Genomic DNA, 12,960 nt, shown 5'->3' with positions numbered 1-12,960 from the left:
AATCCAAGCCTAGCGAGCAGATGAACGTCAACTAATAGACGTACACCACCGCGTCGTCGCCACCAACGCATGTCACCAACCCGCCATTGGCCGCGCAGCTCATGGTGTAGGACTGGCCGGTCACCGGGCTCACCGCAACGACCTTCCGGGCCTCCCTGCCAGCCGGTCCGCTGGCTCCGTAGGCCTGGCGAACCTGTTCGGCGAACTGACACGACGTGGCGGGTGATCCGGCCGCGGACCGGCCGAAGCCACCTGCGGGGCCGCCGACAGTAGGACACGGCTGAGCGCCCGCAGGCAGCGTCACCGGGGTGATCAGCGTCGGACCCGTCGTAGCAGCGCCGGAATCCAGCATCCAGGTGGGGCAGCCTTGCGTCTGGAACGCGGCATCCGTCGGCGCAATCTGCACGACCTGCGGCCCGGCAGCAGAACTGGTGGCAATGATGTCTGCGGCCGTTCCGCCGAGTCCCCGCAGCCGCGCCCAAGAGCAGCTATCGCTGCCTGAAGTTCGATAGGCGCCGGGCCGGATGTCGACTCCAACGCGGTAGGTGCCGTCGCCGGTCATGGTGCTCGCCAAACCCGCGGGCGTGGTGGTGGACGGGATCGACACCGTCGTTCCAGGGTAGATCGGCGGGAGCCGCGATTCCCCATGGTCGTGAATCCGCACGGCCGGTCTGGCGGATTTGCCGCCTGACCCGAAACAGCCGGCCAGAATCCACGCCGATGCCGCGGCCACGGCCACAGCGACAACCGCCTTGACTACTCCAGCCATGCTCAACTGAACACCGTTTGACCGTCGGCCCCGATGAGGTACCGCTCGGTGCCCTGTTGCACCCTCGGCGCATCGGCGCCCAGAGACACAGCAATCTTGTTGCTGGCGTTGCGCATCATGTCGAACGTCAGCTCGATGGCCTCAGCGGCGGAGAATCGGGAGCGCACCTCGGCGGCAGCGTCGACGGCGAGGTGCGCAGGGCTCCAAATTAACGCATCCGTATACCGCAGCGCTGCTTTTGCGCGATCTTCGAGCAATCCCGAGGTCTGGAAGCGCTCGATCTCGTCGTACAACGCTTCCGAGCCCCCGGTATCAAGGGCGGTGCCCTCCCGCAACGACTTGCACAGCCGGCAGTGGTGGGCAGCCGCGCCGCGCAACCGCACCAGCTCGGAAGTGACGGGGTCCAGGGCGCGCATCCGGGCCACCGCGGGCAGGAAGGCGTTGAACAACACTGCGGCCGGGTCACTCGTGTGATCCCACCCGATCGGGCCCCGCACCCACCCCAGGTACTGCGAGCCGACGCCGAGGGCCTGCAATCCCGCCCGCACCCGTGGCCCGAAGTCGGCCACAAATATCGCGACGACGGCGCCAAATGTGCTGTCGCCCAAGTGCTCCAACACGCGTGATCGCTGCTCGACGGTGATCATCGAGACGTCGACGCTGAATTGTTCGGCGAACTCGGCGATGGCCGATTCAGCCGCTGACCCCGGTTCTTCGACCGCTACTTCGGACGGCAAAGCGGGCAGCGACAGCGCCCGGGCACACACCCGCCGAACCAGGCCGGCAACACGACCGTCGCCAGGGGACAACGCCACCAATCGCGTGAGATCGTCACCGACCGCAGCGGTCATCTTTCACACGCTAGAGCGAGTCAGCACCCTGCATCAATTGGCTATTGCGCCTGGCTGACCGACGACATGTGAAAGTCCGGGATCCGTAACGAGGGCATCGCCGCCCGGGTGGCCCAGTCCCCCCACTCCCGTGGCAGTGTGATTTCGCTGACGCCCGCCTGGGTGGCCCGCCGCAGCAGGTCCAGCGGGCTCTCATTGAACCGGAAGTTGTTGACCGCCGCGGTTACCTCGCCGTCTTCGATGAGGTAGACGCCGTCTCGGGTCAGCCCAGTGACCAGCAACGCAGTGGGGTCGACGTCGCGGATGTACCACAGCGTGGTCAGCAACAGCCCACGCTCGGTGGCCGCGATCATGTCGGCGAGAGCGGCCGACCCGCCGGTCATCAACAGGTTGTCGGCTGCCAATGCCACCGGGGCGTTGAACTTGGCGGCCGTGGCCCGTGGATAGGCCAACACGTTGATCACCCCGTTGTGGATCCAGTCCACATGGCCGATGTCCATCCCGTTGTCGAACACCGACACTGAATCCGAGGAGTTGCTCACTGCGACGAAGGGGGTACACACCAGGCCCGGAGCCATCGGATCGGAGAACATGGTCAGCGGTAGATCGGTGAGCCGCTCCCCCACTCGGGTCCCGCCGCCGGGCGCCGCAAAAGCGGTGCGCCCCTCCTGGGCACCGCGGCCGGCCATCGACCACGCCATGTTCAGCATCAGGTCGGCGACCGTCGACGGTGGCATGATCGTCTCGTATCGCCCCGGCGGTAGCTCAACCCTGCGCCGCGCCCACCCCAGTTGAGTTGACAGCTGATCAAGCAGCGCATCGATGGGCACATCGACAAAATCGGGAGCGCCGACGCCCGCCCACGCGCTGGCGGCGCCACGTTTGGCGTTGATCTCCATCGCGCCCGCAGGCTGGGTGTAGCGCCGCCGCAAGCCCGTCGACGACGCCAGGAATGTCGTTGAAAGACTATGGTGCGCATAGCCGTACAGCCGGTCGCTGCCACGGAATTGCCGGCTCAACGAAGCCGCGACATCGGCGAACACCTCCACTCCGGTGCCGGGTACCGGCGCGTCCCAATTGACGGGCACGCCGGCATCAGCCAGCAGCGGTGCCACATCGCCGGCTTCGGGTGCCGAACGGGCCGCGTCCTGGGATGCCGCGACTAATCCTGGCAACTCGGCCGGATCGGTCTCACCGGAGGTCATCGCACCGACGAAGGCGCCATCACCGTGGCGCACAATGGAAATAACCGTCACGCGGCGGCTGGTGGAGAGCCCGTTAGTGGTCATGGAGTTGCCGGCCCAGCGCAACGTCGCCTCGGTTCGGTCAACAACCAACACCATGGTTTCGTCAGCACGGCCCCGCTGTGCCGCCTCTTTCAAGACGATGTTGACGACGTGCTGCGCAGTGATCATCGGCCGCCCTCGGTACGGGTGTTGAGTACGTTGACACAACGGAACAACGCCGACGGGCAACCGTGACTGACTGGGGCGAGCTGGCCGGGCTGCGCCTTGCCGCAGTTGAGCGCGCCGCCGAGTCGCCAGGTCGAAGGGCCGCCCACAACCTCCAGCGAATTCCAGAAATCGGTGGTGGTGGCCTGATAGGCGACGTCGCGCAATTGACCGTCCAGGTGGCCGTCCCGGATGCGGAAGAACCGCTGCCCGGTGAACTGAAAGTTGTAGCGCTGCATGTCGATCGACCAGGACTTGTCGCCGACGACGTAGATGCCGTTCTCGACCCGGCTGATCAGGTCCGCGGTGCTGAAATCCGCGGGCCCGGGCTGCAACGACACGTTGGCCATCCGCTGGATCGGCACATGGTGGGCCGAGTCGGAGTACGAGCACCCGTTGGAGCGCGGTTGGCCGAGCCGAACCGCGAATACCCGGTCGAGTTGATAGCCGACGAACATTCCGTCGCGCACCAGATCCCAGCTTTGAGCGGCCACGCCTTCGTCGTCGTAACCGATACTGGCCAAACCGAATTGGACGGTGCGGTCGGCGGTCACGTTCATGGCCGGTGCGCCGTAGCGCATGGTGCCCAGCTTGTCGGGGGTGGCGAACGAGGTGCCGGCGTAGGCGGCCTCGTAGCCGATAGCACGGTCGTATTCGGTTGCGTGACCGATGGATTCGTGGATCGTCAGCCATAGATTGGTCGGGTCGATTACTAGGTCAGTGCGGCCCGCGGTCACGCTGGGAGCCTTGGTCTTCTCAGCAAGCAACAACGGCAGCTGCGCGAGCTCGTCGGCCCAGTTCCAGATATCGTCGCCGGCTACCAGTTCCCATCCCCGAGCCATCGGCGGCGCAAGGGTGCGCATCGAATCGAAGGTGCCCGCCGCCGCGTCGACGGCCACCGCCTCCAACGACGGATGCAGCCGCACCCGCTGCTGGGTGATCGACGATCCAAAGGTGTCGGCGTAGAACGTCTGCTCCTTGACGGCATTCAAACTGGCCGTCGCGTGATCGACGCCGGCGGCGCTCAACAGTCGCCCGGAGTAGTCCTGCAGCACCGCGATCTTCTCCGCTGCCGGCAAGTTAAACGGGTCGATCCGGTACTCCGACACCCAGGTGACGTCGGTGTAGACCGGCTCGGGCGCCAGCTCGACGCGCTCGCTGTTCAACGCGGACAACGTGGTAGCCACCAGCACCGCGCGACGCGCGGTATCGGCCGCCACCGACGGCGCCAGTTCGGCGTGTGAGGCGAACCCCCAGGTACCGTTGACGATCACCCGGACCGCGAGGCCTAGGTCGCGGCTGACGATCGCGGTCTGCAGTTCACCGTCGCGCAGTTGGATGATCTCGGTGCAGAGGCGCTGAATCCGCAGGTCGGCGTAGCTGGCTCCGGCCGCCGCGGCGGCTGACAATGCAGCGTCGGCCAGCGCATGGCGCGGCAGGTCCAAGAAGTCGGAATCGATTCCGCGCTTCGGTGTCACGCCTACACCGTAACGATCACGCTTTAATACACCCATGCGCGCCACGCCCCGCCGAACCCCAGCGCTGGGCTATGCCCTGCTGGCGCCCAGCCTGTTCGGCGTCGTCGCCTTCTTGTTGCTGCCCATTCTGGTGGTGGTCTGGCTGAGCCTGTACCGGTGGGACCTGCTGGGCCCGCTGCACTACGTCGGGCTGACCAACTGGAGATCGGTACTGGCCGACTCCGACTTCGGCGACTCGCTGCTGGTCACCGCCACCTTCGTGGCGATCGTGGTGCCCGCACAGACAGTACTTGGCTTGCTGGCGGCCATGATGCTGGCCCATGGGCTGCCGGGCACCAACTTCTTCCGGACGCTCTACGTACTGCCCTGGATCTGTGCCCCGCTTGCGATCGCGGTGATGTGGCGTTGGATCCTGGCGCCCACCGACGGCGCCGTGAGCGCCGTGCTGGGGCGCCGGGTCGAGTGGCTGACCAATCCCGACTTAGCCCTGCCGTTGGTGGCGGCTGTGGTGGTCTGGACCAACGTGGGCTATGTTTCGTTGTCTTTCCTGGCCGGCTTGCTGGCTATCCCCGAAGACATCTACGCGGCCGCGCGCACCGACGGCGCCAATGCCTGGCAGCGGTTCTGGCGGATCACCCTGCCCATGCTGCGACCGACAACCTTTTTTGTCCTGGTCACCGGACTCGTCAGCACCGCACAAATTTTCGATATCGTCTACGCGCTGACCGGCGGCGGACCAGAGGGCAGCACCGACCTGGTGGCCCACCAAATCTATGACGAGGCATTTGGGTCGGCGGCGATCGGCCGGGCATCGGTGATGGCCGTGGTGCTGTTCGCGATCCTGGTCGGTGTCACGTTCGTTCAGCACATGTACTTTCGGCGGCGGATCAGTTATGACCTCACGTAGGCTCCCAAACACCGCGATTTATACCGGCCTGGTGGTCGGTGCGGTGATCACGCTGCTCCCGTTCTTGCTGGGATTGTTGACTTCGTTCACCAGCGCGCACCAGTTCGCCACGGGCACGCCGCTGCAACTGCCGCGACCACCGACCGTGTCGAACTACACCGAGCTGGCCGGCACCGGTTTCGGCCGGGCCGCGGTGGTTACTGCGCTGATGACGGCGATGATCCTGCTGGGTCAACTGACCTTTTCAGTGCTGGCCGCCTACGCTTTTGCCCGATTGGAGTTTCCCGGACGCGACGCGTTGTTCTGGGTCTACCTCGCGACCTTGATGGTGCCAGCGACGGTCACGGTGGTGCCGTTGTATCTGATGATGGCCCAACTGGGCCTGCGCAACACGTTTTGGGCGCTGGTGTTGCCGTTCCTGTTCGGGTCGCCGTACGCGATCTTCTTGCTGCGCGAGCACTTTCGCATCATTCCGAACGACTTGATCAACGCCGCGCATCTGGACGGCGCCAACACCTTGGACGTGCTCGTGCATGTGGTGCTTCCGTCCAGCCGTCCAGTGCTGGCGGCCTTGACGCTGATCACGGTGGTCTCGCAGTGGAACAACTTTATGTGGCCGTTGGTAATCACCAGCGGGCCCAAGTGGCGGGTGCTGACGGTGGCTACGGCCGACCTGCAGTCGCGGTTCAACTCCCAGTGGACGCTGGTGATGGCGGCCACAACGGTCGCGATCGCTCCGCTGGTCGGTCTATTCGTGGCGGCTCAGCGTCATATTGTCTCCTCTATCGTGGTGTCGGGGCTCAAGTGAACATGCGCCGCGGCCAGTTTGCCCTCAGGGCAATTGTCTTGGCCAATCCTCGACCGTCACGGCAATCTGGGCGCACATCGTGACCAGACCCCGTTTTTCCACTCTGGTAGCCACCGCGCTCATCCTCACCGCGGTGCTGCTGGGTGTCACGGCCGTGGTGTTGGACCGGACCGGGGCCCCCCCGGGCGGCAAGATCGTGGTAACGATCCGGCTTTGGTCCCAACCCATTGCTTCGGCATATCGGCAGTCGTTTGACGCCTTCACCCGCACGCACCCCACCATCGAAGTGCGCACGAACCTGGTCTCTTATTCGAACTACTTCGACACCCTGCGCACCGACGTGGCCGGCGGTAGCGCCGACGACATCTTCTGGCTCTCCAGCGCCTACCTGGCCGCCTATGCTGACAGTGGCCGGCTGATGAAGATCGACACCACGACCGATCAGAGCGATTGGGAGCCTGCGGTAGTCGATCAGTTCACCCGCAACGGCGTGCTGTGGGCGGTGCCACAGCTGACCGACGCCGGGGTCGCGGTGTTCTACAACGCCGACCTGCTGGGCGCGGCCGATATCGATCCGGCCCAGCTGAACCGGGTGCGGTGGAGTCCCAATCGCGACGACACGCTGCGTCCGCTGCTGGCTCGGCTCACCGTCGACGCCGACGGACACCCGGCGGGCACCCCAGGTTTCGAGGCCAGGCGGGTCCGACAGTGGGGGTATAACGCCGCTAACGAACCGCAGGGGATCTACCTGAACTACATCGGCTCAGCCGGCGGTGTGTTCCAGCGCGGCAATGAGTTCGCGTTCGACAACCCGCAGGCGATCGAAGCTTTCCGCTATCTGGTCAGGTTGATCAACGACGACCACGTCGCCCCGCCGGCCTCCGACACCAACGACAACGGCGATTTCTCCCGCAACCAGTTTCTGGCCGGCAAAATGGCGCTGTTTCAATCTGGCACCTATAGCCTTGCGCCGGTGGCCCGCGACGCCACCTTCCACTGGGGTGTGGCGATGATGCCGATCGGTCCCGTGGGCCGGGTAAGTGTCACCAACGGTATTGCTGCGGCAGGTAATTCGGCATCCAGGCACCCAGACGCAGTGCGGCAAGTGCTGGCCTGGATGGGTAGCAGCGAAGGCAACGTGTGTCTAGGCCGAGCTGGCGCGGCCATCCCCGCGGTGCTGTCAGCCCAGCCCGTCTACCTCGACTACTGGAAAGCCAAGGGTGTGGACGTCACACCGTTTTTCGCCGTGCTCAGCGGACCACGCATCCCGGCCCCCGGAGGTAGCGGGTTCGCCGCCGGAAACGATGCCCTCAAGCCATATTTCGACGAAATGTTCCTGGGCCGGGGCGATGTCGCCGAGATTTTGCACCGGGCTCAGGCCGCAGCCAATGCCGCCGCGCAGCGCTAGTGGGCATCGTCCAGTCGATATTATCCGTTGATTGACTCGGGCTTTCGCGGCCACCGAAAAGCCAACGCCACGTTGAGCCAGTAGGGTTTTTCTCGCATAGCGCTTGATGTTGGTACCGCCCCACCGAACGCACTGCCTGGGCGCGTTGCAGAAGTCAGCCCTCGATGTGGCCAACCTCAGAGCTACAGCCTACTGTTGACCGCAGTACGAGCCCTCAGCGAACGCGCGAATGCCGAATTAATTGGCCGCTGGTATGCTTACAACGAATCCGACTGTGCCTCCTACGAATGCGCCATTGTCGCCGCAGCAATCGTTCAATCCGCCCTCCGCCGCGCAAAATACTGAGAAGACCTCACTATATGCAGGGTCAACGATCTCCGCCCTCGGCTTACTGATTGTCGGTGCACGGGCGATCGCAGGCGAGCCTGACCGCGGGAAACCTACTTACAAACTTCATTGACCACCCGGGAAGCTGCGACCATCCCAAGGTAAATCACAGTTTTCTGACATTCGTCACGCAGCCGACCACATTGCCACAGCTCAGACGGTATTTCACCCCAATTCTCTTGCTAGATCGCCCACTGGTCAGCGGATTGCGGGCTTGGAGGTCGTTGAACCAACCGGACTGGCGGTACTAGGTTCTGCCACGCGACGCTGGCAAGTAGACGGGAGTAACGGCGGTGTTGAAGTGATCGAGGAAAGCGACCGTCCCTCTGCGGCCTACGCGTATGGTTCCTGGCTGCTTGGACATGCTGCCGAATCTCAGCGCCGACAGCGGATTCGCGTCCAGCTCATCTTGACTCTCGCCATCGCGGCCATGAATCTTGCCGGAATCTGCGTCGCCATGCTGTTGGTAACAGTCGCGATTCCAACCCCAAGCGTGTTTTCCGACGCGCCGTCGTGGGTGACCACGGGCGTCGTGCCGGCTGGCATCTTGATCGGGCTTTCGTTGGGTGCCGTTTGGCTTACGCGGCGGCTGGTACTCGCGCTGCGCTGGGCGATAGATGGGCAGCAACCGAGCCGGGTTGACGAGCGCAACACGCTTCTCGCTCCGTCGCGAGTCGCGATCGCCCATCTCATCTTGTGGGGATGCTGGACCGCTTTGTCGACAACTCTGTATGGTCTGGCGAACATCTCCTTCATCCCGAGGTTCCTGGTCTCGGTGAGCTTCTGCGGCATTATGGTTACGACAGGCGCCTATCTGATCACGGAATTCGCCTTACGCCCTGCGACCTCTCAGGTACTTCAGGCAGGGTCACTGGAACGACCAGGCATCGCGACGACCATCATGGGCCGCACCATGATGGTGTGGCTACTCGCTTCAGGCTTGCCCATCGCCGGCATCACCCTCCTGGCAGTCTTCGACATGATGCTGCAAGACCTTACCGAGAATCAGTTAGCGGTTGCGGTACTCATTGCATCGATACAGGCGTTGATTTTCGGTTTCATCTTGACGTGCCTGCTGGCATGGTTGACTGCAGGCCCGGTACGCGTAGTGCGTGCGGCGCTCAAACGCGTCGAGCAAGGCGATCTGCCGGGCGATCTCGCAGTCTTCGACAGAACCGAACTTGGTGAACTGCAGCGCGGCTTCAACGCAATGGTCGAGGGCCTGCGAGAACGTGAACACGTCCGCGACCTATTCGGCCGCCACGTCGGGCGAGAAGTCGCCGCTGCCGCTGAGCGAGAACGGCCAACACTGGGCGGCGAAGAGCGCCACGTCAGCGTCGTATTCGTCGACATCGTCGGCTCTACGAAATTGGTGACCAGCGAAGCGCCGGCCGACGTCGTTGCATTGCTCAACCGATTCTTCGCAATAGTTGTCGAAGAGGTCGATCGCCATCGCGGTCTAGTCAACAAGTTCCAGGGTGATGCGTCGCTGGCGATCTTCGGCGCCCCGAATCGCCTCGACCCTCCGGAAGCAGAAGCGCTGGCGGCCGCACGAGCCATTGCTGAACGGCTCGCAACTGAAATGCCCGAGTGCCTTGCCGGGATTGGGGTGTCAGCCGGCCCGGTCATTGCCGGCAATGTCGGCGCCAAGGAGCGATTCGAATACACCGTGATAGGCGAGCCGGTCAACGAGGCGGCCCGACTTTGCGAACTGGCCAAATCGCGCCATGTCAGATTGCTGGCTTCGGCGCAAACCGTCGATGGTGCAACCGAAAACGAGCGCACGCATTGGCATCTGTGCGAGGCCGTGACCCTTCGGGGGCACGACAAGCCAACCCGACTGGCCACCCCGATCGCGCTGTATGGGCCGGCCGAGTCTCCCTTGGCACACGCCAGCCCACCGCAGTGAGGTGTTCCCCCAGCCGGACGGTTCGACTGCTGGTCCGACGTCGCGGCTATCACCACGCGCGTTGACTGCCAGGGCGATTGCTCCGTCTGGCCGCCGTTCGCCGCAACGTACGGTTCCTCGACAGCAGTGGCTGCAGCGTCTCGCATAGCTTAGTGCTGTGAGCAACGCTGGCGCAGCCCGCGATCCGGGTATCGGCAAGCCGCTGACGCCGACACCACTTGCGCGTCAACGTCAACGCTGGCAACTACTGCCCCTCGGGTGCTGATAAGAACCTTTAGCAGAGGAAACCACGCCCGCATTGCCGACCGCATTGCCGACTGCGTTGCCGCTCACCGTTGCCCCAGGTCTCGCCGACCTGTCGGCTATGGACCGGGAAAGTATTGAAGTCAACCTGAAGTTGGAAGACACGGCGCTTCGTGCCGCATACCTCTCCAATGGCCGTCTTCGCCGCTGAAAACGGCGCTGGGATGATGGTACTTGCCGGGCCCTCGGCAGCGACTCCCTTTGTCCGCCCGCCGGATTGATGGTCTTGGTAGCCTCGAATTGATTGGCAGCAGAGGTTAAGAGCCCCCGTCAGCGTTCGAACGTCGACCACAGCGATTGGCGCTGTAATGCCCAGCCCTAACGGTTGGGCTAGGGGCTAACCGGGCAACACGAGCACCGGTACCGGGCTGTGGCGGATGATCTTGCCACTGCGGGAGCCAAGAAAGACACTGGCGATATCGCCACGCGATGAAGTGCCCAATACCAAGATCTCACCATCGTGCCAGTCGGTCAGTGCCAGCGCCTGTTGCCACCCATTGCCGGTAACCACCTGCAGCGCAACATCTTTGCCGACCACACCGTCTGTCTTGAGGTGTTCCAACATTTCTCGTGCCTGTGCCGCCCAAGCCGCCAAGACCGATGACTCGGCATGCAAGCCCACCTCCGGTGGGTACATCGTTCGCCCCCGGACCGCAAAGGTGATCACCCGCAACGGCAGACCGTAGTCGCTGGCCAGCGCCGAGCATCGCCTCACCACGTCAACTGAGTCCGGCGTCGCCGCGTAGCCACAGGTCAGCCGGGTCAATCGGTCGTCGCGGCAATCGTACTGGCGCGGGCTTACCGCCACCGGTACCGGCGACGAATGCAACAGCCAGTCAGCGGTGGAACCGATTAGCACCCGGGCACGCCGACCGCTCGGGAAGGAGCCCAGCACCAGCATTTCGGCGTCGACCTCCTCAACCACCTCAAGCAGTCCACCCGATACCGAGCGGTGTCTGCGCTGCAGATAGTTGACCTCGATCCCGCCGGCCGCACTGCGCAGATAACGCTGCGCCTCCGTTGCCGAGTCGGCGGCCAGCTGATCCGCCCACTGCTCGTAGTCAGCGCCGGACAGCGATGGTGTCAGCCACGGCTTTGGCACGATGGTCGCCACCGCCAGCGCCGTCTGAAGTGTCCGCGCCGCCCGCACAGCCAGATGCAACGCCGCCGAGCCAACTCGGCCGGCCAGGTAGCCTACGACGACACTCACCGCTTCTCCGCGCAGTGATCGGTATCGGGTGCTGAGTTATTGAGCGCGCTGTGATGACGCCCCCATAGCAGGTAGAACAGCAGGGCGGCGCCAACCCAGGCGGTAAATGCGATCCAGGTGTACCAATGCAGGCTGTACAGCAGATACCCACAGGCCAGCACGGATAGCACCGGTGTGACCGGGTATCCGGGCACCCAGAAGCCGCGCGGCAGGTCGGGCTCGCGCACTCTCAGGATGATCACGCCGACCGAGACCACGATGAACGCTGTCAGCGTGCCGATGGACACCATGTCCGCCAGGTGACTCAGCGGTACCACAGCGGCCAAAATCGATGCAACGATCGCGACGATCACGGTGTTGCTCACCGGTGTCTGGGTACGCGGATTCACCACCGAGAACCGCGCCGGCAGCAATCCGTCGCGGCCCATGGCGAACAGGATGCGGGTCTGCCCGTACAGGGTGACCAGCGTGACGGTGAAAATCGAGATTACCGCGCCCGCCGCGAGAATGCTGCCGGCCCACCTGCCGTGCGTGACGTTGTCGAGGATCGTGGCCAGCCCGGCCTCTTCTTGCCGCTGGAAAGCTTGCCACGGCTGAGTGCCCAGCGCGGCGAACGCGACCAGCACGTAAACGCCGGTGACGACGAACAACGCCGCCAGCAATGCCCGCGGCACGCTCTGTTGTGGGTTGTTGACCTCCTCACCGGCAGTCGAGACTGCGTCCAGGCCGATGAACGAGAAGAAGATGGTGCCGGCGGCCGCGCCGATACCAGCAACACCGAAGGGGGCGAAGTCCCTGAAGTGATCGGTGTTGTAGGCGCTCAGCGCCAGGATCGCGAACACGCCCAGCACACCGAGCTTGATCAGCACCATTATCGCGTTGACCTTGGCCGACTCGCTGACGCCTCGAATCAGCAGCAACGCGCACAGTCCGATCAGGACGACCGCGGGCAGGTTCACGTAGCCCTGCGGTTGACCCGGCTGTACATCCCATGGCGACATCGACAGCGCGGTGGGCAATTCCACTCCGAACACAGTGCTCATCAGCTTGTTGACGTAACCGCTCCATCCGACCGCGACCGCGGCGGTGGCCACGCCGTATTCCAGCAGCAGACACGCCGCCACGCACACCGCGACCCCCTCCCCCAGCGTGGCATAGGCATACGAGTACGACGAGCCCGAAACTGGTACGGCCGAGGCCAATTCGGCGTAGCAGATCGCCGCAAGACCGGCGGCGATACCGGCAATGACGAACGAGACGATCACGCCGGGCCCGGCTTGGGGCACTGCCACGGACAGCACGAAGAATATCCCGGTGCCGATCGTCGAGCCGACGCCGAACATCGTCAGCTCAAAGGTGCCGAAGCTCCGCTTGAGACTGCCCGACGCCCCCTGTGCAACAGGAGCGCCACCGACCGGACGGCGCCGCAGCATCTGTTGTCTCAAGCTGAGCGAAGTAGCCGGCAAGTGCCCTCCTGGT

Annotated in this window: 10 protein-coding genes; 4 read left to right on the top strand and 6 right to left on the bottom strand. The window is 64.2% G+C overall.

Annotated elements, in window-relative coordinates:
* Positions 1–31: 31 nt before the first annotated feature.
* From F0Q45_RS02840 to F0Q45_RS02825, 4 genes are read right to left on the bottom strand one after another with little or no spacing between them, the layout of a single operon-like run.
* Positions 32–769: a hypothetical protein gene (locus tag F0Q45_RS02840; RefSeq protein WP_262490840.1), complete on the bottom strand. Its 738-nt coding sequence runs from the start codon at positions 767–769 to the stop codon at positions 32–34.
* A gap of 2 nt (positions 770–771) precedes the next feature.
* Positions 772–1,620, bottom strand: coding sequence for a carboxymuconolactone decarboxylase family protein (locus F0Q45_RS02835; protein WP_149652458.1), 849 nt, complete (start codon positions 1,618–1,620; stop codon positions 772–774).
* Between the two features lie 41 nt (positions 1,621–1,661).
* Positions 1,662–3,035 carry a metallopeptidase TldD-related protein gene (locus tag F0Q45_RS02830; RefSeq protein WP_149652457.1) on the bottom strand — a complete coding sequence of 458 codons (1,374 nt, stop codon included), beginning with the start codon at positions 3,033–3,035 and terminating at the stop codon, positions 1,662–1,664.
* A complete protein-coding gene (locus F0Q45_RS02825) occupies positions 3,032–4,549 on the bottom strand; it encodes a TldD/PmbA family protein (protein ID WP_149652456.1) in 1,518 nt (505 codons plus the stop codon). Before F0Q45_RS02825 ends, F0Q45_RS02830 begins: the two co-directional genes overlap by 4 nt.
* 34 nt (positions 4,550–4,583) lie before the next feature.
* Here F0Q45_RS02825 and F0Q45_RS02820 point away from each other — a divergent pair, with 34 nt between their 5' ends.
* The 4 genes from F0Q45_RS02820 to F0Q45_RS02805 all read left to right on the top strand — a co-directional run bounded on the left by F0Q45_RS02820 (position 4,584) and on the right by F0Q45_RS02805 (position 9,968).
* The gene (locus F0Q45_RS02820; RefSeq protein WP_149652455.1) at positions 4,584–5,456 is read left to right on the top strand and encodes a carbohydrate ABC transporter permease; all 873 of its coding nucleotides are present in this window, start codon (positions 4,584–4,586) and stop codon (positions 5,454–5,456) included.
* Positions 5,443–6,264, top strand: a complete 822-nt coding sequence (locus F0Q45_RS02815; RefSeq protein WP_149652454.1) for a carbohydrate ABC transporter permease — start codon at positions 5,443–5,445, stop codon at positions 6,262–6,264. The genes F0Q45_RS02820 and F0Q45_RS02815 overlap by 14 nt, the downstream gene beginning before the upstream one ends.
* A 79-nt stretch (positions 6,265–6,343) precedes the next feature.
* On the top strand, positions 6,344–7,672 hold the full coding sequence (locus F0Q45_RS02810) for an ABC transporter substrate-binding protein (protein ID WP_149652453.1): 1,329 nt from the start codon (positions 6,344–6,346) through the stop codon (positions 7,670–7,672).
* A 688-nt stretch (positions 7,673–8,360) separates the two neighbouring features.
* Positions 8,361–9,968, top strand: a complete 1,608-nt coding sequence (locus F0Q45_RS02805) for an adenylate/guanylate cyclase domain-containing protein (RefSeq protein WP_149652483.1) — start codon at positions 8,361–8,363, stop codon at positions 9,966–9,968.
* Positions 9,969–10,608: 640 nt separating this feature from the next.
* On the opposite strand, the gene F0Q45_RS02800 is transcribed toward F0Q45_RS02805, so the two are convergent.
* Both F0Q45_RS02800 and F0Q45_RS02795 read right to left on the bottom strand, forming a co-directional pair.
* Positions 10,609–11,481: a universal stress protein gene (locus F0Q45_RS02800; protein WP_149652452.1), complete on the bottom strand. Its 873-nt coding sequence runs from the start codon at positions 11,479–11,481 to the stop codon at positions 10,609–10,611.
* Positions 11,478–12,947, bottom strand: coding sequence for an amino acid permease (locus F0Q45_RS02795; RefSeq protein ID WP_149652451.1), 1,470 nt, complete (start codon positions 12,945–12,947; stop codon positions 11,478–11,480). Before F0Q45_RS02795 ends, F0Q45_RS02800 begins: the two co-directional genes overlap by 4 nt.
* Positions 12,948–12,960 lie beyond the last annotated feature (13 nt).

It is taken from the genome of Mycobacterium simiae (assembly GCF_008370645.1).
Lineage (GTDB): Bacteria > Actinomycetota > Actinomycetes > Mycobacteriales > Mycobacteriaceae > Mycobacterium > Mycobacterium simiae_A.
Note: the sequence above shows the minus strand (reverse complement) of the source record. Positions and strands in the feature narration are given on the sequence as shown.

What these genes read in the sequence shown, in the direction of transcription:
- F0Q45_RS02840 (WP_262490840.1), bottom strand. Translation starts at nt 769, where the DNA reads ATGGCTGGAGTAGTCAAGGCGGTTGTCGCTGTGGCCGTGGCCGCGGCA.
- F0Q45_RS02835 (WP_149652458.1), bottom strand. Translation starts at nt 1,620, where the DNA reads ATGACCGCTGCGGTCGGTGACGATCTCACGCGATTGGTGGCGTTGTCC.
- F0Q45_RS02830 (WP_149652457.1), bottom strand. Translation starts at nt 3,035, where the DNA reads ATGATCACTGCGCAGCACGTCGTCAACATCGTCTTGAAAGAGGCGGCA.
- F0Q45_RS02820 (WP_149652455.1), top strand. Translation starts at nt 4,584, where the DNA reads ATGCGCGCCACGCCCCGCCGAACCCCAGCGCTGGGCTATGCCCTGCTG.
- F0Q45_RS02815 (WP_149652454.1), top strand. Translation starts at nt 5,443, where the DNA reads ATGACCTCACGTAGGCTCCCAAACACCGCGATTTATACCGGCCTGGTG.